Raw genomic sequence first — 20761 nt, forward strand, 5'->3', positions numbered from 1 at the left:
CCGTCAGACCGGCCAGGCGTCGGCGAGCATCTTCCGCGTGTCGGCGAGGAGTTGGGGCAGCACCTTGGTGTGGCCGACGACCGGCATGAAGTTGGTGTCGCCGCCCCAGCGCGGCACGATGTGCTGGTGCAGATGGGCGGCGATGCCGGCGCCGGCGACCGCGCCCTGGTTCATGCCGATGTTGAAGCCGTGCGCGCCGGACGCCGTGCGCAGCGCGGTCATCGCGTGCTTGGTCAGCCCGGCCAGCTCGGCGGTCTCCGCCGCGTCCAGTTCCGTGTAGTCGGCGACGTGCCGGAAGGGCACGACCATCAGATGGCCGCCGTTGTACGGGTAGAGATTCAGCACCGCGTAGACGTGCTCGCCGCGCGCGACGATCAGACCGTCCTCGTCCGACTTCGCCGGGATCGAACAGAACGGACAGCCGTCGCCGGCTTCCGGCCCCACGGGCTTGTTCTCGCCCTGGATGTACGCCATCCGGTGGGGCGTCCACAGGCGCTGGAACGCGTCCTGGGTGCCCACTCCGATCTGCTGCTCCGGCTCACTCGTCATGCTGTGCAGCATATGGCTTCCCCCGTTCGCGACGTGTCGCCGGGGCGCACCCGGCCCCGCTGCGGCGATGCTGGCCCGATGGACGTCCCCGTATCCGGCCGGCCGGACCGACTGATCCGCTGGGAGCAGCGGATGGAGGCACCGCTCTTCGTGGCCTCCCTCCTCTTCCTCGCCTGTTACGCGGTCCGGGTACTGGCCCGGGGCATCGATCCGCTCTGGCGCGACCTGGCACTCGCCGTGACCCTGGCGACCTGGCTGGTCTTCGCTGCGGACTACGCGGTGCGGCTCGTACTGAGCGGGCAGCGGCTCCGCTTCGTCCGCACGCACTGGCTGGACACCGTGGTCCTGGCGCTGCCGCTGCTGCGCCCGCTGCGCATGGTGAAGGTCTACACCGCCGTACAGAAGCGGCACGACGAACCGCGGCTGAGCCTGCACGCCAGGGTGATGGCCTATGCCGGCCTCACCGCCGTACTGCTCGGCTTCTCCGGGGCGCTCACGGTCTACTCGTTCGAACGCACCGCGCCCGGCGCCACGATCCGTACCTTCGGGGACGCGGTGTGGTGGACCTGCTCCACCCTCACCACGGTCGGCTACGGCGATGTCGCACCGGTGACAGCGTGGGGGCGGCTGGTCGCGGCGGGAATGATGGCGTGCGGGCTCGCCCTGCTCGGCGCGGTGACGGGTTCCTTCTCGTCCTGGCTGCTGCAGGTGTTCGCCCGGGAGGGCGAGGACGCGGGAAGGCCCCCGGGGAGCTGATCGTTCCCCGGGGGCCTCCGCCGTCGCATCTCGGATGTGTCAGACCTGGACGCGGTCCTCGACGACCTGCACCAGCTTGGCGATGGCGTCCTCGACCGGGATGCCGTTCTCCTGCGAACCGTCGCGGTAGCGGAAGGAGACGGCGCCGGCCTCCATGTCCTCGTCACCCGCGATGATCATGAAAGGAACCTTGGCCTTCTGGTGGTTCCTGATCTTCTTCTGCATCCGGTCCGACGAGGCGTCCACATCCACCCGCAGCCCCTTGGCCTTCGCCTTCCCGGCGAACTCCTGGAGGTAGGGGATGTGCGCGTCGCCGATCGGGATGCCGACGGCCTGGACCGGGGCCAGCCACGCCGGGAAGGCGCCCGCGTAGTGCTCGAGGAGCACGCCGAAGAACCGCTCGATCGAACCGAACAGCGCACGGTGCAGCATGACGGGCTGCTGACGCGAACCGTCCGCCGAGGTGTACTCCAGACCGAACCGCTTGGGCTGGTTGAAGTCGACCTGGAGGGTCGACATCTGCCAGGACCGGCCGATCGCGTCGCGCACCTGCACGGAGATCTTCGGGCCGTAGTAGGCGGCGCCGCCCGGGTCCGCGACCAGGGGAAGACCCTGCTTCTCGGCGGCCAGGCGGAGCGCCTCGGTGGCCTCCACCCAGTCCTCGTCGGTGCCGATGAACTTGTCGGAGTCGTCGCGGGTGGACAGCTCCAGCTCGAACTCGTTCAGGCCGTAGTCGCGCAGCAGGTCGAGCACGAAGGTCAGGAGCGTGTCGAGCTCGTCCGCCATCTGCTCCTTGGTGCAGTAGATGTGCGCGTCGTCCTGGGTGAAACCGCGCGAGCGGGTCAGACCGTGCACGACGCCCGACTTCTCGTACCGGTAGACCGTGCCGAACTCGAAGAGCCGCAGCGGCAGTTCGCGGTAGGAGCGCCCGCGGGACTTGAAGATCAGGTTGTGCATCGGGCAGTTCATCGCCTTGAGGCGGTAGTTCTGTCCGTCGAACTCGATCGGCGGGAACATGCCGTCCGCGTAGTGCGGCAGGTGCCCCGAGGTCTCGAAGAGGTGCTCCTTCGAGATGTGCGGGGTGTTCACGAACTCGTAGCCGGCGTCCTCGTGACGCTTCCGCGAGTAGTTCTCCATCTCCTTGCGGACGACCCCGCCCTTGGGGTGGAAGACCGCGAGGCCGGGGCCCAGCTCGTCGGGGAAGGAGAACAGGTCCAGCTCGGCGCCGAGCTTGCGGTGGTCGCGCTTCTCGGCCTCGGCGAGGAACTCCAGGTGCGCCTTCAGCTCTTCCTTGGAGGGCCAGGCGGTGCCGTAGATGCGCTGCAGCATCGGGTTCTTCTCGCTGCCGCGCCAGTACGCCGCGGCGTTGCGCATCAGCTTGAAGGCCGGGATGTTACGGGTGGTGGGCAGGTGGGGGCCCCGGCAGAGGTCCTTCCAGCACAGCTCGCCGGTCTTGGCGTCGAGGTTGTCGTAGATGGTCAGCTCTCCGCCGCCCACCTCCGCGTCGGCGCCGTCGGCGGCCTGGGCGGCGTTGCCCTTGAGACCGATGAGCTCCAGCTTGTACGGCTCGCCCGCGAGCTCCTCGCGCGCCGCCTCGTCGGTGGTGACGCGGCGGGAGAAGCGCTGCCCGCGCTTCTGGATCTCCTGCATCTTCTTCTCGACGGCCTTGAGGTCCTCGGGAGTGAACGGCTTCTCGACGTCGAAGTCGTAGTAGAAGCCGTCCTTGATGGGCGGCCCGATGCCCAGCTTGGCGTCCGGGAAGAGCTCCTGCACGGCCTGGGCCATCACATGCGCGGTGGAGTGGCGCAGGATGCTGAGGCCGTCCTCGGAGGAGATCTCGACGGGCTCGACCTCGTCGCCCTCGGCGACCGCGTACGCCAGGTCCTTCAGCTCACCGGCCACCCGGGCCGCGACGATGGTGCGCTCGCCGGCGAAGAGTTCCGCTGCCGTAGTGCCCGTCGTCACCACGCGTTCTTCCCGCTCGGAATCGCGTTGGATGATCACGCGGACGTCTGACACCGGTCTCTCCTGACTGAGGGGGTCGCGCAGTGTTCACTGCGTACGCCTCGCAGCTTACCGAGCCCGCCGGGCCCGACGCGAAACGGTTTGCCTCGACCCAGCAGCCCCACGGGCCTCAGTCCTCGCCGCTGCACGCCTCCTCGAAGAAGTCGAGGTTCTCGTGGAGCGACTTCATCAGCCGGTCCCGCTCCGCCTCGTCCACCTGCACCGGCACGACGCCGTCGGCGCCGGTCAGCCTGCGGAAGCCGCCTCGGCTCTCCAAACGCCCGTGCACCCGGATCGGCAGCCCGACCAGATGGGCATGGCCCGCCGTCCGGTACGCCTCCTCGTCGAGCACCATCCGTACGTGCGGGACCTCCGCCCCGGCCAGCACCCGCAGCCGTACCGTCCCCGGGCCACGGGGTGCGGAGCGCCGCATCCGGACCACGGCGCCCGTGATCCGTACCGGAAGAGAGGGCTCGTCCTGCATGTACCTGACCCCCGCCTCCCGCAGGGCGGGCAGATCGCCTGGCGAGAACTCCACCGTCTCCGGCCTGGCCACGCAGTCCTCGGGGACTCCGGCGGCGGGCGCCCAGGCCAGCGTGACGGCGACCCCCTCCGATCCCCGTACCAGCGCGATGACCGCCTCGGTCAGCTCCCGGCTCACGCCCGCCTCGACCGCCGAGTCGAAGGCTTCCATGCCGCCGGTCGCCCGCTGGTAGTCGGCCGCCTCGCGGGCGGCGTGCAGTGCGTGGTGGAGCCGTACGACTGCGGTACGTCCACGCTCCACCGGTACGAAGGCCGTCAGCCCGCGCCCGCCGGGCGCCGTGGAGACCAGCACCCCCTCCAGGGCGGCCTGGGCCTGGCGCCGGTGCCGTGCGCCGTAGTAACCGGCCTGCCCGCGTGCGGCGAGCGAGCCGGCGATGAGCATCTGCCGTGCCGCGCCCCGCAGTTGCTCCTGCGCGGTCCACGAGGCCGCACCGGAAGGACCTTCGGGCACATCGCGCCACCAGCGGATCTCGTCGCTGGGCACGGCCAGCGAGACCAGTACCTCCCGGGCGGAGGGCGCCGCACAGCGCTGAAGCGCGGTCAGCGCCTCGCCGAGCAGCTCGTCGCTGTCGGGGAAGGCGCGGCTCTCGGGCACGAGCAGGCTGACGGAACCGCTGCCGGGCCCCGGCGGCGTCCAGCGCGCATAGCGCCCCGCCGCACCGCCGCGCCGCCGCCAGCCGTGCCGTTCCAGAAGAGCGCCCAGCACGGCGGGGTCGACCCGCGAAGGATCAGGCCCCTCGCCGCCGTTCCACACTCCGGGCAGCTCGCTCGGATGGGCACGTACGGGCTCGTCGATCGGGCGGTGCTGCATCAGGGTCTCCCTCCCGCCCCGACACGGGTCATGATCTCGCAGAGCGCTCGGTCGTCGAAAATCCGCGAGGTCGGGATCCGCACAGTGGTCCTGCGCCTGCCCGTCACCGGGTGGCCGGCCAGGTTGGTCCAGTAGCAGCAGTGCCGCAGGTCGAGCCGGTCATGGCCGGCGCGCAGCCATTCGTCCTGCGTACGCGGTACGAGCATCACCACCAGGATCTTGTGCACCGAGACCGGGGAGCGGGCCAGCTTCACCAGATGCGCGTTGTCGAGCGTGAAGGAGAAGGCTCCGCCCGGCGGGTGCGCCGGAATCTGGTACGTGCATTTGAGCTGCACCTTTATCGTCACTTCGTCGTCGACGGTGTGCCCGGGAGCCCCGTGGCTCACGTGCCAGTCGATTCCGTTGTCCGGAAAGGGCTGCGACAACGAGCATCCCGCCGCTGCCGCGACGGCATGGAGGTAACCCACCTGAAGGGTTTCCATACAGGCGGTGGTGGCGAGTGAGCCGCGCAGCGGTGCGATCCGCTCGGGCAGCAGCCCACCCGGATCGGGCTGCGCAAGCGCCATGGCCGTGGTGCGCCTTCCGGACTGTGCTGAATGGGTGTCCACACGACGGATGCTCGAATGCCAAGCCCGTCACCTGTGTTGTCTCCTTCCGGCGTATGTCGCAAACAGCCCGGGTATCACCGAATTGGGCAGGGGACGCACACCATCTGCCTTGTGAGTGCGAGGAGTTGGAACATGCCGTGCTGGTACGAAGGCCCCCTGGCCGCATTTGATACGGAAACGACAGGCGTGGACGTCGAGGAGGACCGCATCGTCTCGGCGGCCCTCGTCGTCCAGGACGGCGCGGGAACGAGGCCGCGGGTCACCCGCTGGCTCGTCAACCCGGGCATACCGGTGCCGTCCGGCGCCACCGAGATCCATGGGCTCACCGATCTGCATCTGCAGCGCAACGGGCGCTGGCCGGCACCGGTGGTGGAGGAGATGGCCAAGGCCCTGGCCGAGCAGTGCGCGGCGGGCCGGCCGCTCGTCGTGATGAACGCGCCCTTCGATCTGACGCTGCTCGACCGGGAGTTGGGGCGCCACCGCGCCTCGTCCCTGGGGCGGTATCTGGGCGACACCCCGATGCGCGTGCTGGACCCGCGGGTCCTGGACAAGCATCTGGACCGCTACCGCAAGGGCCGCCGTACGCTCACCGATCTCTGCTCGCAGTACGAGGTGGTGCTGGACGGCGCCCACGACGCGGCGGCGGACGCGGCGGCCTCACTGGAGGTCGTACGGTCGATCGGCCGCCGGTTCTCCGGCCGTCTGGAGCGGCTCTCGGCGGCCGAGCTGCACTCGCTGCAGACGGGCTGGCACGCGGCCCAGGCACGCGGGCTGCAGGCGTGGTTCGCACGGCAGGGCACGCCGGAGACGGTGGATCCCTCATGGCCGCTGCGCCCGCGTCCGGTCCTGAGCGCGGCGGCCTGAGCGCGGCAGCCTGAGCGCGGCAGCCGGCCTGCGGCGCACAGCAAGAAGGCCGGTCCGTCAGTGACGGACCGGCCATTTCCCGGTGGGCGATACTGGGTTCGAACCAGTGACCTCTTCGGTGTGAACGAAGCGCTCTCCCACTGAGCTAATCGCCCGGGAACGGACTGAACCATACAGGTCTTCGCGGGGTGCTTTCAAACTCCTTGCAGGAGGTCAGTCAGTCCGCGCCGCCCTCCGCGCATCATCAGCGCGTGATTGGCGAGGAAGACGGGACGCCCGGGGACGGCGAGGCGCCGCATCAGCGGACTGGTCACCTCGACCTCCTGCTCGTAGACGGCGCGTGTCCGACCGTCGCAGGCCTCGACGGTCCAGCGCGCCCAGCCCTCCAGATCCCCCGTCATCTCCACTTCGAGCACCCGGGCCTCGGGATCGCGCAGCTTCTCGTGGGCGGTCACGAGCAGGTCGTACGGGAGGAGGGAGCGGAAGCGGGCGGTGCCTGTGCGGTCGTCGAGCGGGGTCACGGCCCTGACCTGCGGCCACCACCGGGGGTACTCCCCGGCCTTTTCGAGTACGGCGTAGACCGTGTCGGGGTCGGCGGGCAGATCCCAGACACTGCGGAAGCGGTAATGGCACCAGTCCATGGGCCAAGTCTGCGCGTACTCACCCGGTATCTGAGTATCCGCGCGCATACCCGCTGACGTGTCCGCCGCCACACTCCTGCACATGGGACATGTTCCGCCGCCCTCCGAGGAGCTGGCTCTCCTCGACCGCGAGCTCGCACAACTCGACGCGCGCAGGCACCAGTTGCTCGGCCGCAGGGCCTGGCTGCTGAGTGTGCTGCAGCCGCCTCCGCCGCACCCCTGGGGCGCTCCGCAGCCGCGGTCGCACCCGGAGACCTCGCCGCCCAACGCCCAGAACGTGCTGCTCACGCTCGGCGCCGTGCTGCTGACGGTCGCCGCAATCGCCTTCACCCTGGTCAGCTGGGGTCATCTGGGCATCGGCGGGCGGGCGGCGGTGCTCGCCGCGGTGACCCTCGCGGCCCTGGGCGCCCCGGTCGTGCTGCTGCGCCGTTCGCTGGCGTCGACGGCGGAGTCGGTGGCCGGTCTGGGTCTCGTACTGACGGTGCTCGACGCGTACGCGCTGCATGAGGTGGCCGCCACGGACGTGGATCCGCTGGGTTACACGGCGGGAGCCACCGCCGTACTGGCGCTGCTCTGGGCCGCGTACGGGATGACGGTGGACCGGCTGCGGCTGCCGCTGCCCGTCGCCGCGGCGACCGCCCAACTCCCGCTGCTGCTCTGGGCGCTGGCTGCCGATGCGGGCGCCATGGCGACGGCCTGGGCGCTGCTGCTGACCGCCGTGCTCGATGTCGCACTGGCCCTGCGGGGGCCGGGCGGTGCGGTGCGCGTCGTCGCCTGGGCCGGTGCCTGCGCCGCCGGCGGAGCCGCGCTGCTGACGGCCGCCCGGCTGTCGGTGGTCGCCGGTACGCCGGCCGAGGCGGCAGCTCCCGGGGCGCTGCTCGCCGCCGGGGCCGCTCTCGCGCTCTTCATCGCCTGGCGCAGGCTCCTGCCGGTCCCCGCCGCGGTCGCGGGTCTCGCAGCGTTCGCCGCGGTCGCGGGTGTCGTAAGGACCGCACTGCCCGGCACCTGGGCCGTACCCGCCCAACTGCTCTGCGCCGCGCTCCTGCTGGTCGCACTCCGTACGTCGATGCCCGGCCCCGTGAAGCACGGTCTGGCTGCCGCTTCCGGTGCGGTGCACGCGGCGGCGGCGCTCTGGGCGCTGCCGGTGGCGGCACTCGCCCTGGTGACCCCGGGCGAGTGGGTGTTCAAGCCGTGGTCGGGTGCCCCGGGTTCCGCGGATCTGCCGTGGCCCGATCTCCCCGCGGTCCCGGTGACGCTCGCACTGCTCGCCGGAGTCCTCACGGCCGTGCACCGGGGGTCCGCCGCGCAGGCCCGCCTGCGACGCCCGGCCGCCTGCGGTGCGCTCGCCCTGGCCTGGGCCGCGCTCCTGGTGACGCCTGCGGCGCTCGGCCTGCCCTATCCCGGCGTGCTCTCGGCGCACGTCACCCTGACCGCTGCGGCGCTCGCGGCCTCGGTCGTCGCCCTGAGGCGCTCGGCAGCGCACGAGGCCTTCGCCTTCACCGCCTTCGGTCTCGCTCTCGCCGGGGCTGTGAGCGTCTCGCTCCTGGCCCTCGCGACGCAGGCGGCCACCTTCGCCGTCTTCGGCACGCTGTTCGTCCTGTTCGCGGTGGTCTGCGGCATCCCGGGCCCGATCCGTATGCCGGCGGCTCCTCCGTCCGTCGTGTACGCGTCCGCCCTGGCGGTGGCGGCAGGTGCCGCCCTCGAACTCCCGCCCCACCGGACGGCGTTGCTCGTCCTGATCGTCCCCGCCGCGGTCGCCGTGCTCGGCGCCCGGCTGCGCCGTCACCCTGTCGCGCTCCCGCTGGAGATCGTCGCCGCCTCGGCGGCCTTGCTCTCGGTCCTGCTGGCGACGACCGACCTCACCACCCTGGCCCTGGTGCTCGCCCTGTGCGGTGTCATCGCCGCGGGCACCGCCCTGCGGCCCGAGCGACGGGCCGTGGGCTATGCGGCGCCCGTGCTGTTCGTGCTGGCCTCGTGGGTGCGGCTGGCGGCCTGGGACGTGACGGTCCCCGAGGCGTACACACTGCCGGTGACCCTCCCCGCGCTGGTGATCGGTGTGGTGCGGCGGCGCCGTGACCCGGCGGCCTCGTCCTGGACCGCGTACGGCCCCGGGCTTGCCGCGACGATGCTGCCGAGCCTCGTCGCGGCCTGGGGCGACGCGCACTGGCTGCGCCCGCTGCTGCTCGGCTCGGCAGCGCTCGCCGTCACCCTGATCGGGGCCCGCTCCCGTCTGCAGGCGCTGCTCGTCGTCGGCGGGGGCGTCCTCGCCCTGGACGCGCTGCACGAGCTCGCCCCGTACCTCGTCCAGGTCGTGGACGCACTCCCCCGCTGGGTGGTGCCCGCCCTCGCCGGCCTTCTGCTGCTGGCCGTGGGGGCGACGTACGAACACCGGTTGCGCGATGCGCGCCGGCTGCGGGAGCGGCTGGCGCGCATGCACTGACCGCGCGCGTTCACTGACCGCTGGGATCAGCTGGGCATCTTGTCCCCCAGCAGCGCGAGGTTCTCGATCGCGGCGAGCCCGTAGAGCGAAGTGTCGTTGGTGTAGACCCAGTTGGCCTCACTGCCCGGCACCAGCGTGACGGGCCCGCTGAGCTTCTCGGTGGCCCAGGGCGAGGACTCCATGTAGCCGTCGCTCTTGTAGAACTTCTCCCAGGCACGCGCCGCGAGCTTCGCGTCGCCGGTCTGCACGGCGGCGTACGCGTCCAGGCGCGAGTGGCCCTGGAAGAGCAGCAGCGAGCCGAAGTTGGTGCCGTAACGGGCGGCCTGCTCGGTCTTGGTGGCGTTGAAGTAGCGGCAGTAGTCGAGGTACGCCGACTTGAAGGCGGGCATGTCGATGATGTCGATCAGCTCCGCGCAGAGCTCGTTGAGGCCGAAGACCGCCGAGAGGTGCGAGACCCCGACGACGGGCGTGGTGGCGACCGCGAACTTTCCGGTGTCGAGGTCGTAGAGCCCGCTGCCCTGGACGAATCCGTTGGGCTGGGCGGCGATGGTCTCCATGGTGGAGAGCACCCTGGCCTTGGCCTTCGCGGCCTTGGGACCGTTGCGCTCCCACTCCGTGAGCCAGGCGGAGACCAGTCCGCTCCAGTCGGTGCCGAAGCCGACGGACAGGGCGTGCCGGTCGGGGGTGTAGACGTCGGTACGTACCTTGCGCAGCGGGTCGAGCACCAGGAACGTCTCGTCGGAGTCGACGTTGGCGGCCATGAGGTCGCCGACGCGCTCGTCGGCGGTGAGGAAGTAGTAGAAGCGCCGGTAGGTGGTGTTGGCGATGCGCTGCTGCTTGGCGCTGTCGGCGAAGTGCTGGACACCGTGGCGGGTGCCGAGGCCGGCCCACTGGCCGAGGTGGTAGACGTCGACCTCGCCGGTGTGGCGGGTGAGGGCCTCGGAGAAGCGGAAGATGTCGGCGCGGCCGGAGCGCAGGTAGGCGTACCAGAGCCAGATGTCGGGCGAGAGCTCCGAGTTGTCCCAGGCGTAGCCGCCGACGTCGTAGCGCCACTGGTGTCGGGCCGGGTCGTAGGAGTGCATGAAGTCGCCGTAGTCCCAGAAGCCGTACCAGCGGCGCATCTCGACCTGGTCCTGGTAGTACGTGAAGAGGAAGTCCAGGTGGTCCTCGATCTTCGCCTTGGCGGGGGTGGAGCGGTCGGGTGCGGCGAAGAGGCCGCCGAAGACCTTGGCGCCGATGATCTGGGCGGGCGGGGCGACGAGCTGGGGCAGGACGCGGACGGCCTCGGTCTCCTGGGCGAGTACCTCGGCGGTGGGGGTGGACTCGTGGGCCCAGAAGAGGAGTTCGCTGGTGCGGGCGATGCCGTAGGGGGTGCCGAACTCGGGCTCGTAGTCCTCGTAGGTGATGTTGAGGCCTTCGAGCTGCTCGGCGTAGGTGTCCTGGCCCAGGCCGTCGTGGTAAAAGCGCAGGTCCATCGGCTGGGCCTCGGGCGACCAGAGCCAGAGGGTGACCTCGGCCTCGTCGGTGTGCGCGTCGCGGATGTCCAGCTGGGCGGGGTGCTTCTGCCAGAAGTCCCGCAGCCCGAAGGAGAGTCCGCCGCTCGCCCCGCCGACGTAACCGAATCCGGAGGCGCGCTTCCCGCCGCCCGCCGCGATCCAGCCGTGGCCGCCCTTGGTGCGCTTGCGCAGGGTGAAGCCGTCGGCGGAGAGCTGGCTGAGGGTGTAGTCGCCCCAGGTGGGGATGAGCGGGAGGCGGGTGGTGACGCGCTGGTCCCAGGTGGCGGGGTCGGGCAGCTTCTCGCCCGCGAACTGGGCGGCCTGGACGGCCGCTCCAGGGTCGCGGCGCAGTCCGGTGATGCCCTTGACGGCCTCGCGCAGGAGTCCGGTGCCGTCGCCGCCGATGCGGATGTGGCGGTCGTACGCTTCGTCGCGCATCGGGACCGTGAAGCGCACTCCGAGCCCGCGGATGAAGTCCTTCTCCTGATCGCCGTCGAAGGTGATCGTGTGGACCATGCGGAAGGACTCGGCGCCCGCGTAGAAGTAGAGCCGTACGGAGAAGGGCAGCCAGCGGCGGCTCCCCTTGCGGTGCTTGCCGTCGATCCGTACGACCGCGCGGACCGGCCCGTCCTGTTCCACGACGGCCCCGCTGATCTCCCCGTCGAACCGCTCCCACTTGGCGTTTCCGTGATCGCCGTCGTCGATGTCGCCCTGCCTCAGCAGCACCAGCCGCCCGTCCGTGGCGATCTTGCGCGAGCCGCGGGTGACGGACTGGATGAGCTTCCCGCCGTCCTTGCCGATGACAGCCTGGACGACCCCGGTGTCGACGGTGATGCGCCCGCCGCTCTCGCGGACGGTCACTTTCTTCTCGGGTACGGCGGCGGTCGCGCCCGGAGTGAGCCGGTAGCCCGTGCCCGCGGCCAGCCCCTCGCCGGCCGCGTGCGCGGTCCACTTCAGCGAGCCGTCGGGCCAGAATCCGGTGGCCCAGGTCTGTACGGGCACATCCTCGCCGTCGGCGGTGGCGAGCGCGAAGGTCTGGTCCTTGGCGTACTGCCCCTTGGGCCACGGCACGCCGACGGTGGACCCGGGAGCGGCGCCGAGCCCGCCGTCCTCCAGCCACTTGATCTCGACGGGGCCCTCCGCGGCGCCCTTCTCGTCGGCGGCGGCAGCCTGGGCACTGCCGCCGAGTGCCCAGGAGAACTGGGCGGCGGCACCGGCCATGGCAGCGGCCTTGAGCACGTTGCGACGGGGAATCGGGGACATCTGTACTCCACTTCACAGGGTCAGGGGCATGACAGACAGAGGTGTGCGGTCGTACGTAACGGGGGGGGCGGACCGGAGCCGCTCAGCGCAGAGCGGCGCGCCGTTCCAGGGCCACGGCGGCCGCGGCCAGACACCCCAGAGCGGGGGCGGCGAGCGGCGGCACCTGCCAGGCGGTGGCGGCGACCGCGGCGAATCCCCCCACGAGCAGCAGGGATCCGGCCGGGTCGGACGTACGGACAAGAACCCAGGAGCCGCCGGGCCGCCAGGCCGCGGCCGTACGCAGTCCGACGACGGCCAGCGCGAGCAGCCCGACGACGCTGACGGCGATCAGCAGCGGCCCGCCGGGCAGCAGCCCGGTGCGGGCCACACGCCAGTCGAAGACGAGCACGGCGATCCCCGCCCACCACAGCAGCGAGAAGCGCAGCCCGCTGCGGGTCGCCTCGCGCACATCGGAGACGAACTCCCGCCACCCGCACGGATCACTGTCCAGATGCCGCCGCAGATGGGCGCAGCCGGCGGCGAAGGCGGGCAGCAGGGTGAGCAGCGGCAGCGCGGCGACGGTCAGCCAGACTCCGGTGAGCAGGGACTCGGCGAGGATCGCGAACCGTGAATGGAGCACGGATTCGGCGGTGTTGGCGCGGCCGCGGGCCTTGCGCGTCTTCACGGGAGGTCAGCCCTTCAGCCCGGAGGTGGCCATTCCGTCGACCAGATAGCGCTGGAAGGCCATGAAGAAGGCGAGCACGGGGAGCAGCGCGACCAGCGACATGGCGATCATCCCGCCGTAGTCCGCGACCGCGTCCTGGTCGACGAACATCTTGAGGCCCAGCGCGACGGTGTACTTGTCCGGCTCGTTGAGATAGATCAGCGGCCCGAGGAAGTCGTTCCAGGAGTTGATGAAGGTGAAGATCGCGCTGGTGATCAGAGCCGGCCGGCAGAGCGGCAGGACGATCGACCAGTAGATCCGCAGGTGTCCGCAGCCGTCGAGGCGTGCCGCCTCGTCCAGCTCCCTGGGCAGGTTCCGCATGAACTGCATCATCAGGAAGACGAAGAACGCGTCCGTGGCGAGGTATTTGCCGAGCAGGAGCGGGGTGTAGGTGTTGATCAGGTCCAGCTTCTGGAACAGCACGTACTGCGGGATGAGCAGCACGTGGTACGGCAGCAGCAGGGTGCCGATCATCACCGCGAACAGCGCGTTCCGCCCGGCGAACCTGATCTTCGCGAAGGCGTAGGCGGCCAGTGAGCAGGAGATCAGCACGCCGATCACCGAACCGACCGCCAGGAAGAGCGAGTTGACGAAGAAGGTGGAGATCGGGATGTCCGCGATGCCCTCGGTCAGCCGGGTGTAGTTCTTCGTGATCGGGCTGGCGGGGAAGAGGTCCAGGCTGCCGACGATCTCGCTGCTGGGTTTGAGGGAGCCGCCGATCACCCAGAGCACGGGGTAGAGGACGACCGCCAGGACGGCCAGCGAACCGATGTGCCAGGCCAGCGAACCGGCGCTCTTCCTGCGGTAAGCGGTCAGCACGCTCATCGTGCGCCCTCCTCGTAGTGCACCCAGCGTTTCTGGGACCAGAACAGGACGGCCGTGACCAGGCCGACGGTGATCAGCAGCAGCCAGGCCATGGCCGAGGCGAAGCCCATACGGCCGTTGGCGAAGCCCTGGTCGTAGAGGTAACAGGTGTAGACGAGGACCGAGTCCGCGGGACCGCAGCTCGATCCCTGGCCGCCGAGGATGTAGGCGGAGCCGAAGACCTGGAAGGAGTGGATGGTCTCCAGCAGCAGGTTGAAGAAGAGCACGGGCGAGATCATCGGCAGGGTGATGTTCCAGAACCGCCTCCAGGTGCCCGCCCCGTCGACCTCGGCCGCCTCGTAGAGCTCGTTCGGCACCTGCTTCAGCCCGGCGAGGAAGATGACCATCGGGGCGCCGAACTGCCAGACGGTCAGCAGCACCAGCGAGTAGATCTTCATGTCCGGATTGCTGATCCAGCCGCCGGCCTCCATGCCGAACAGCTGCTGGGCGCGGTCGACGACGGCGTCGTCGGAGAAGAGCGAGCGCCAGACAATGGCGATGGAGACGCTCGCCCCGATCAGCGAGGGTGCGTAGAACGCCGCCCGGTAGAAGGCCTGTCCGCGCCGGTTCTGGTTGAGCAGCAGGGCCACGCCGAGCGCCAGCAGCAGCTTCAGCGGCGTGCCGATCACCACGTACTGCAGCGTCACCCGCACCGACTTCTGCCAGCGCGGGTCGCCGAACATGTCGGTGAAGTTCTGCAGCCCGATCCACTTCGGTGTGTCGAAGAGATTGTAGTCCGTGAAGGCCAGATAGAGCGAGGCGAGCATCGGCCCCGCGGTGAGGAGCAGCAGCCCCACGACCCATGGGGAGAGGAAGAGCAGACCGGCCAGGTTCTCCCGCCGTCCCCGCCGCTTGAGCGCGGCGGGGACGGCGAGCGGTCCCGGACCGTCCTGCGCACCGGAGCTCTTGACGAGCCTCTCGGGCGCAGCGTCCTGGATGTGCGTCACAGCTGATCCCCTCACGTACCGAGTGCGGTCTTCGCCTCGGAGAAGAACTGCTTGACGCCCTTGTCCACCGAACTCGTGCCCAGGCTCACGTCGTTGGCGATCCGCAGGAAGGCGGCCTCGCAGGTGTCGGCGCCCGCGGGGTGGGGAGTGATGGTCTGCAGTACGCCGGCCGTGGCGATCTGCGTCTCGTACGCGGAGATGCCCTGCGCGACCGTGTCGGACGGCTTGAAGGCGTCGAACTGCGCGGTGGTCGAGGGAACTCCGCGGTCGTAGCCCATGATCTTGGCGACCGCGGGCTCGTGCACCATGAAGTTGATGAACTGGGCGACTTCCTTGGGGTGCTTGGTCCGCGCCGAGCCGCTGAGCATCAGCGAGCCGAGGTACTGCCCGGTCGTCTTGCCGTCGGTGGACGGGATCGGCGCCAGGCCGTAGTTCCCCTTGCCCTCGGCGGTGTAGCGCACGGAGAAGTTGTCCCAGGTGAACTCACCGGCCGAAAGCCCGTCGGACAGGCCCGCCTTGGGCTTGATCTGCTCGACCTTCTTCGGGTCGGCGTAGATACCGGACTTGACGCCCTCGAAGCCCTTGTTCCACCACTCGGTCAGATCGGCCTCGGTGAAGCCGAGGTCCTTCTCGGTGAAGAACGCCTTGCCTGCCTGGCGCAGCACCAGGTCGTAGACGTACATGATCCCCATCGGACCGGTGTCACCGGCGATGTGCTGCCCGTCGTGGATCTTCTTGAGCCCGGCGTAGTAGTCGTCCCAGGTCCAGCCGAGCTTCGGTGTGATCCCGGCGCGCCGGTACGCGTCCTTGTCGATGACCAGGGACATCGAGTTGGAGCCGACGGGTATGCCGAGCAGCTTGCCGTCGACCTCGCCGAATGCGTCCAGACCGGCCCGGAAACCGTCCATGCTCAGATTCCCCGCCTTGACCTGGGCGTTGAGGTCCAGCAGGACGTGCTTGTCGTTGTACTTGCGCAGGAAGCCGATGGCGTTCTGGAAGACGTCCGGCGGGTTGCCGCCCGACGCCTGCGTCTGGAACTTGGTCCAGAAGTCCGCGTAGGGCTGGAAGTCCGTCTTGACCTTGATCTTCGGGTACTTCTTCTCGAAGAGAGCGATCGTCTGGTTGATCTTCTTCGCCCGGTCGTCGGCACCCCACCACGCGTACCGGATGGTGACGGTCCCGCCCCCCGAGCCACTGCCGCTCCCGCAGCCGGCGGCCGTCAGGCCGAGTGTGGCCAGCGAGGCCCCTGCCGCCTTGAGCAGGCTGCGCCGGTCAACACTCCCAGTCGTACCCACAGTCCGACCTCCACGTGCACATTGAAACGTTTTAGGAAAGCGCTTGCCGGGACAAGCTAGGGAGCGACGGCGGAACACGTCAACGGTTGGGACGGAATTCGTCGAAACGTTTCGATAACAGCGGGGAAACGCCGACGGCCCGGAGGCTTGAAGCCTCCGGGCCGTCGGTCCGGGTGGTGGGCGATACTGGTTTCGAACCAGTGACCTCTTCGGTGTGAACGAAGCGCTCTCCCGCTGAGCTAATCGCCCGGGCGCAAGGCAAACATTACCGCATGCCCGCCGGTCCCCCCGACCACCTTCAGGTCACTCGTTGATCTTCCACGGCATCACGATCCCGAACTTCCACACATAGATCCCGACCAGCACCGCGATGATCACCAGACCGATCACGGTGAGGATGATGTTCCGCCGGCGCACCTTGGGATCGAGCGCCTTCTGCGCCGCCTCGGTGACCTTCCGCTTCGTCCAGCGCAGCACCAGCTGCGCCCAGACGAACTCGGTCGCCCAGATCGCCATGCCGCCGAAGATCACCAGCCATCCCGGGCCCGGCAGCGGCAGCATGATGATGCCCGCGACCACGACCGCGAGCCCCACCACGAAGACAGCCACCTGCCAGCTCAGATGCAGGGCCCTGGACGCCTTGATGAACTGGGGCGCCTTGGAGCCGAGCTCCGGCTCCGACCCTGCCTGGTCCCCGGTCACGCCCCCGGCCACGCCCCCCGTCGCGGGGTCACGGGGCGTCGGTACGCCGGCCGTTTTCCGCTCGTCACTCTCCGCATTCATGAGGCTCAATCTACCGGACCGGTAGGAGTCACTCGAATGGGCGCATCGCGCAAAGTGAGACTCGCCCGTACGAGTGGCTCGAAGACGCACAAACCGGTCAGAGGGGTTTACAACGGCACCGTAGGTGGCATGTCGATTTCGCCGACGTGCGAATCCCCGAGCGCACACTGAGCGAAAGGCCCTGGCGCTTATGAACACCACGGTCAGCTGCGAGCTGCACCTGCGCCTCGTTGTGTCGAGCGAGTCATCACTGCCTGTACCCGCGGGCCTGCGGTACGACACGGCCGATCCGTATGCCGTGCACGCCACCTTCCACACCGGAGCCGAGGAGACCGTCGAGTGGGTATTCGCCCGCGATCTCCTCGCCGAGGGCCTGCACCGGCCCACGGGCACCGGAGACGTCCGAGTCTGGCCGTCCCGTAGCCACGGACAGGGCGTGGTCTGCATCGCCCTGAGCTCCCCGGAGGGAGAAGCCCTGCTCGAAGCCCCGGCGCGGGCTCTGGAGTCGTTCCTGAAGCGGACCGACGCCGCCGTGCCACCGGGCACCGAACACCGACATTTCGATCTCGACACGGAACTCTCGCACATCCTGGCCGAGAACTGAGCCAGCGCGCGAGAAGCCCGGTGCCGTCCGACTCGGGGCGACGGCACCGTACAGACAACCTCATATGGCAGTCGCCGGCGCCGTCCCACGGAATCCACCGTGCGGACGGCGCCGGTGCGCTCTCAGGGCGAGCCGCTAGAGTCGGCCAGCATCCGGGCGGGCAGACGCCCGTTGCAGCCCAGGGAGCGAATCGTGCTGATCCCCCACGACACCCGCATTGCCCTCGACGCAGTCGTCGGTCTGGTGAACACCGCACCGCTGAGCGACGAGCCGGACAGCCTGATGGACCTCCAGGCGCTGTACGGCTTCGTGCAGCGCTTCGACATCAGCGGCGTCGGTGACCTGGGCGAGCGGGACCTCAAGGCGGTGCTCGCGGTACGGGAGCGCTTCGCGGGGGTGTTCGCGGCGCCCGGACCACACGAGGCCGCCGAGCTGGTCAACCAGCTGGTCGCCTCCGCAGGCACCACCCCGCAGCTCACCGACCACGACGGCTACGAGTGGCATGTTCACTACTTCGCGCCCGGCGCCTCGATGGCGGACCACCTGGCCGCCGACGGCGGGATGGCGCTGGCCTTCTTCGTCGTGGCGGGCGAGCAGGAGCGGCTGCGCCGGTGCGAGGCACCGGACTGCGGGCACGCCTTCGTCGACCTCTCGCGCAATCGTTCGCGCCGCTACTGCTCCAGCCGCACCTGCGGGAACCGGCTCCATGTGGCGGCGTACCGGGCCCGGCGCAAGGCCGCGACCGGCTGACTCCGCCGTCCTGGGTGCCGGTCACAGCAGGAAGAGATCGTGCACGGCGGCCATGAGCAGCAGGCCGCCGACCACTCCGAGAAAGATCATCAAGGGTGGCTGGGAGAGGGCGTAGAGACAGCCGCGCGGCTCGGGTGCCGAGGTGTCAGGGGCTGAGGTGGGGGCGGTGACGTCGTCCCGCGATGTATCGAGCATCTCGGGGCGATGATGACGCAGTGCGAGCACTTTGCGCGACCAACACGCCTTGGGCCCCGGGGAGTTCGCCGGATCCCGTGGCTGTCCGGACGTGCGTGCGCACGCGTGTGCGTGCGGTTCGACTGCGTGCGGTTCAGCGGGGCAGGACGCTGGAGGCGCGGACGACCAGTTCGGGCTGGAGCAGCACATTGCGGTGCAGGTGCTCGCCGTCGCCGATGTGCCCCGACTCCTCCAGCAGGAGCTCAGCGGCCATGCGCCCCATGAGCGCGGCGGGCTGGCGTACCGAGGTCAGGGGCACGGCGGCCGCGGCGGCGAACTCGATGTCGTCGTATCCGACGATGGCCATGTCCTGCGGGACCTTGACGCCGGCCGCGTAGAGCGACTGCAGGACGCCGAGTGCCAGCAGGTCGTTGGCGCAGAAGACGGCGGTCGGGCGGGGCGACAGACCGACCAGGCGCGCGCCCGCGTCCCGTCCCGCCGCCACGTCCAGGCGGTGCGTGGCGATCTCCACCAGGGCTTCGGCCGGCAGGCCCGCGTCGGCGAGTGCGGTGAGGGCGCCCTCGCGGCGGTCCTGGATCTGCCGCAGTTCGGGCGGGCCGCTGACGTACGCGATCGACCGGTGGCCGGCGGCGACCAGGTGCCGTACGGCCAGCGCGCCGCCCTGTACGTCGTCGACCGAGACCGCACAGGAGGCCGCGCCCGATGCCACCCGGTCGACCAGGACGAACGGGATGGAGTGCCGGGCGAAGGCCTCCAGGCTGCGGCCGGTGGGGTCGGCGGGGGTGACGAGCACGCCGGCCACCCGCTGTTCGGCGAAGAGCGCGAGGTAGTCGGCCTCCTCGGCGGCGTTCTGGTCGCTGTTGCAGACCATCACGCCGAGTCCGGCCTTGCGGGCCGCGCGCTCGGCGCCGCGGGCGACGTCGACGAAGAAGGGGTTGCCCATGTCCAGCACGAGCAGCGCCACGATCCGGCTGCTGCCCGCACGGAGCTGACGGGCCGACTCGCTCCGTACGTAACCGAGTTCATCGATCGCGGCCTGGACCCTGCCCCGGGTCTCGGGCGAGACGGATCCCGGCCGGTTGATGACATTGGAGACAGTGCCGACCGAGACGCCCGCACGACGGGCCACGTCCTTGATTCCTGCCACCTTGTCCCACCTGAGTCACGGGTCCGGCGCAATGGTCGGACGTCGGGCCATCGTACGGTCGCCGGCGCTCAGGCGAGGTGAAAGACCTCGGTCAGCGGGCGCATCGCCTCGTCGGGGGCGCGTCCGTCGAGCGACTCGAAGAACTCGGCCATCTCGGCCTGCCAGCGGGCGTTGACCTCGGTGGCGTCCATGTCCGCGCGGGCGCGCTCGAAGTCCTCGGTCTCCAGATAGCCCACGAGGAGACCGTCGTCGCGCAGGAAGAGCGAGTAGTTGCCCCAGCCGGTGGCCGCGAGCGCCTCGCGCATCTCCGGCCAGATGTCCCGGTGGCGCAGCCGGTACTCGTCGAGCCGCTCGGGACGGACCCTCAGGACGAAGCAGATCCGTTGCACTTCCGGGCCTCTCGCTCGGTGAATTGTTTCACTCCAGTCTGCCGGGCGGACGGTTCCGCGGCCAAACCTGTGGGACGGCGGACCGTTGCGGACCGTACCCGCCGATGCGTCAAGGGTTGACGGCGCTTTGTGGCGCCGCTAGCTTCACCGCGGAATGAATCGATTCATCATTGTTCACCAAGGGGCTGCACATGTCTGACCTCCAGGCCGTGAAGGCCGCACTGGCCACGCAGACGATCGAGACTCCGTCCTGGGGTTACGGGAACTCCGGTACCCGCTTCAAGGTCTTCGCCCAGGCCGGCGTACCCCGCGATCCCTTCGAGAAGCTCGACGACGCCGCGCAGGTGCACGCGTTCACCGGCGTTGCGCCTCGGGTCTCGCTGCACATTCCGTGGGACAGGGTCGCCGACTATGCCGCGCTGGCGGCGTACGCCAGGGAGCGCGGGCTGACCCTGGGCGCGATCAACTCCAATGTCTTCCAGGACGACGACTTCAAGCTGGGCTCGGTGACCCATCCCGATCCCGCGGTACGGCGTAAGGCGGTGGCACACCTCCTGGACTGCGTCGACATCATGGACGCCACCGGGTCGGCCGATCTGAAGCTCTGGTTCTCCGACGGCACCAACTACCCGGGCCAGGACGACGTGGTGGCCCGTCAGGACCGGCTCGCCGAGGCCCTCGCGACGGTGTACGCACGCCTCGGCGACGACCAGCGGATGCTGCTCGAGTACAAGCTGTTCGAGCCCGCCTTCTACACGACCGACGTGCCGGACTGGGGCACGGCGTACGCCCACTGTCTGACGCTCGGCGAAAAGGCCAAGGTCGTCGTGGACACCGGGCACCACGCGCCGGGCACCAACATCGAGTTCATCGTCGCGCTGCTGCTGCGCGCGAAGCGGCTCGGGGCCTTCGACTTCAACTCGCGCTTCTACGCCGACGACGACCTGATGGTCGGGGCGGCCGACCCCTTCCAGCTGTTCNNGGTGATGAACGTCCAGGAGGCGACCGCCAAGGCGCTGCTCGTCGACGCCGATGACCTCGCCGCGGCGCAGCGCTCGGGTGACGTACTCGCCGCGAACGCCGTGCTGATGGACGCGTACAACACCGAT

Annotated in this window: 20 protein-coding genes and 2 tRNA genes; 6 read left to right on the forward strand and 16 right to left on the reverse strand. The window is 69.8% G+C overall.

All coding sequences use genetic code 11. The features are described from left to right. Positions 1-3 precede the first annotated feature (3 nt). Entirely contained in the window at positions 4-561 is a 558-nt protein-coding gene (locus tag J0695_RS21095; protein WP_206963684.1) for an HIT family protein, read from the reverse strand. Between the two features lie 66 nt (positions 562-627). On the opposite strand from J0695_RS21095, the gene J0695_RS21100 reads away from it, so the two are divergent. Next, positions 628-1305 (forward strand): potassium channel family protein, encoded by a 678-nt coding sequence (locus J0695_RS21100; protein ID WP_242552974.1) that lies wholly within the window; start codon positions 628-630, stop codon positions 1303-1305. Between the two features lie 39 nt (positions 1306-1344). Here the strand turns inward: J0695_RS21100 and thrS are convergent, their stop codons facing one another. The 3 genes from thrS to J0695_RS21115 all read right to left on the reverse strand — a co-directional run bounded on the left by thrS (position 1345) and on the right by J0695_RS21115 (position 5229). Next, complete coding sequence (gene thrS / locus J0695_RS21105; RefSeq protein WP_206963686.1) at positions 1345-3324, reverse strand: threonine--tRNA ligase; 1980 nt, start codon at positions 3322-3324, stop codon at positions 1345-1347. Positions 3325-3439: 115 nt separating this feature from the next. Beyond that, on the reverse strand, positions 3440-4663 hold the full coding sequence (locus J0695_RS21110; protein WP_206963687.1) for a hypothetical protein: 1224 nt from the start codon (positions 4661-4663) through the stop codon (positions 3440-3442). Then, positions 4663-5229 (reverse strand): DUF4365 domain-containing protein, encoded by a 567-nt coding sequence (locus J0695_RS21115; protein WP_206963688.1) that lies wholly within the window; start codon positions 5227-5229, stop codon positions 4663-4665. The genes J0695_RS21110 and J0695_RS21115 overlap by 1 nt, the downstream gene beginning before the upstream one ends. Positions 5230-5403: 174 nt before the next feature. Here J0695_RS21115 and J0695_RS21120 point away from each other — a divergent pair, with 174 nt between their 5' ends. After that, positions 5404-6135, forward strand: coding sequence for a 3'-5' exonuclease (locus J0695_RS21120; RefSeq protein WP_206963702.1), 732 nt, complete (start codon positions 5404-5406; stop codon positions 6133-6135). An 83-nt stretch (positions 6136-6218) separates the two neighbouring features. On the opposite strand, the gene J0695_RS21125 is transcribed toward J0695_RS21120, so the two are convergent. Together J0695_RS21125 and J0695_RS21130 are read right to left on the reverse strand one after the other, a co-directional pair. Further along, positions 6219-6290: transfer RNA gene (locus J0695_RS21125), tRNA-Val, on the reverse strand. Between the two features lie 39 nt (positions 6291-6329). After that, positions 6330-6776 carry an SRPBCC family protein gene (locus J0695_RS21130; RefSeq protein WP_206963689.1) on the reverse strand — a complete coding sequence of 149 codons (447 nt, stop codon included), beginning with the start codon at positions 6774-6776 and terminating at the stop codon, positions 6330-6332. Positions 6777-6858: 82 nt separating this feature from the next. Here J0695_RS21130 and J0695_RS21135 point away from each other — a divergent pair, with 82 nt between their 5' ends. Then, a complete protein-coding gene (locus J0695_RS21135) occupies positions 6859-9216 on the forward strand; it encodes an SCO7613 C-terminal domain-containing membrane protein (protein WP_206963690.1) in 2358 nt (785 codons plus the stop codon). A gap of 26 nt (positions 9217-9242) precedes the next feature. Here J0695_RS21135 and J0695_RS21140 read toward each other — a convergent pair whose 3' ends face one another. The 7 genes from J0695_RS21140 to J0695_RS21170 all read right to left on the reverse strand — a co-directional run bounded on the left by J0695_RS21140 (position 9243) and on the right by J0695_RS21170 (position 16567). Further along, the gene (locus J0695_RS21140) at positions 9243-11975 is read right to left on the reverse strand and encodes an exo-rhamnogalacturonan lyase family protein (protein ID WP_206963691.1); all 2733 of its coding nucleotides are present in this window, start codon (positions 11973-11975) and stop codon (positions 9243-9245) included. An 82-nt stretch (positions 11976-12057) separates the two neighbouring features. After that, on the reverse strand, positions 12058-12639 hold the full coding sequence (locus tag J0695_RS21145) for a hypothetical protein (RefSeq protein WP_206963692.1): 582 nt from the start codon (positions 12637-12639) through the stop codon (positions 12058-12060). Between the two features lie 6 nt (positions 12640-12645). Beyond that, positions 12646-13503 carry a carbohydrate ABC transporter permease gene (locus tag J0695_RS21150; protein ID WP_206963693.1) on the reverse strand — a complete coding sequence of 286 codons (858 nt, stop codon included), beginning with the start codon at positions 13501-13503 and terminating at the stop codon, positions 12646-12648. Beyond that, positions 13500-14489, reverse strand: a complete 990-nt coding sequence (locus tag J0695_RS21155; protein WP_372445808.1) for a carbohydrate ABC transporter permease — start codon at positions 14487-14489, stop codon at positions 13500-13502. The genes J0695_RS21150 and J0695_RS21155 overlap by 4 nt, the downstream gene beginning before the upstream one ends. 11 nt (positions 14490-14500) lie before the next feature. Next, positions 14501-15784 (reverse strand): ABC transporter substrate-binding protein, encoded by a 1284-nt coding sequence (locus J0695_RS21160; protein ID WP_206963695.1) that lies wholly within the window; start codon positions 15782-15784, stop codon positions 14501-14503. 174 nt (positions 15785-15958) lie between these two features. After that, positions 15959-16033, reverse strand: a tRNA-Val gene (locus tag J0695_RS21165). Between the two features lie 54 nt (positions 16034-16087). Further along, on the reverse strand, positions 16088-16567 hold the full coding sequence (locus tag J0695_RS21170) for a TIGR02611 family protein (RefSeq protein ID WP_206963696.1): 480 nt from the start codon (positions 16565-16567) through the stop codon (positions 16088-16090). Positions 16568-16757: 190 nt separating this feature from the next. Between J0695_RS21170 and J0695_RS21175 the strand changes: the two genes are divergently transcribed. Both J0695_RS21175 and J0695_RS21180 read left to right on the forward strand, forming a co-directional pair. Next, on the forward strand, positions 16758-17171 hold the full coding sequence (locus J0695_RS21175) for an SsgA family sporulation/cell division regulator (RefSeq protein WP_003987206.1): 414 nt from the start codon (positions 16758-16760) through the stop codon (positions 17169-17171). 192 nt (positions 17172-17363) lie between these two features. Next, positions 17364-17921 (forward strand): CGNR zinc finger domain-containing protein, encoded by a 558-nt coding sequence (locus J0695_RS21180; RefSeq protein ID WP_206963697.1) that lies wholly within the window; start codon positions 17364-17366, stop codon positions 17919-17921. A gap of 21 nt (positions 17922-17942) precedes the next feature. Here the strand turns inward: J0695_RS21180 and J0695_RS21185 are convergent, their stop codons facing one another. The 3 genes from J0695_RS21185 to J0695_RS21195 all read right to left on the reverse strand — a co-directional run bounded on the left by J0695_RS21185 (position 17943) and on the right by J0695_RS21195 (position 19652). Beyond that, on the reverse strand, positions 17943-18116 hold the full coding sequence (locus J0695_RS21185) for a hypothetical protein (RefSeq protein ID WP_206963698.1): 174 nt from the start codon (positions 18114-18116) through the stop codon (positions 17943-17945). Positions 18117-18249: 133 nt separating this feature from the next. Then, positions 18250-19263 carry a LacI family DNA-binding transcriptional regulator gene (locus J0695_RS21190; RefSeq protein ID WP_206963699.1) on the reverse strand — a complete coding sequence of 338 codons (1014 nt, stop codon included), beginning with the start codon at positions 19261-19263 and terminating at the stop codon, positions 18250-18252. 68 nt (positions 19264-19331) lie between these two features. Beyond that, complete coding sequence (locus tag J0695_RS21195; protein ID WP_206963700.1) at positions 19332-19652, reverse strand: L-rhamnose mutarotase; 321 nt, start codon at positions 19650-19652, stop codon at positions 19332-19334. 191 nt (positions 19653-19843) lie between these two features. Here J0695_RS21195 and J0695_RS21200 point away from each other — a divergent pair. Beyond that, positions 19844-20761, forward strand: a 918-nt coding sequence (locus tag J0695_RS21200; RefSeq protein WP_206963701.1) for a TIM barrel protein, incomplete at its 3' end; no start/stop codon positions are given.

The organism is Streptomyces beijiangensis, from assembly GCF_017315755.1.
GTDB lineage: Bacteria > Actinomycetota > Actinomycetes > Streptomycetales > Streptomycetaceae > Streptomyces > Streptomyces beijiangensis.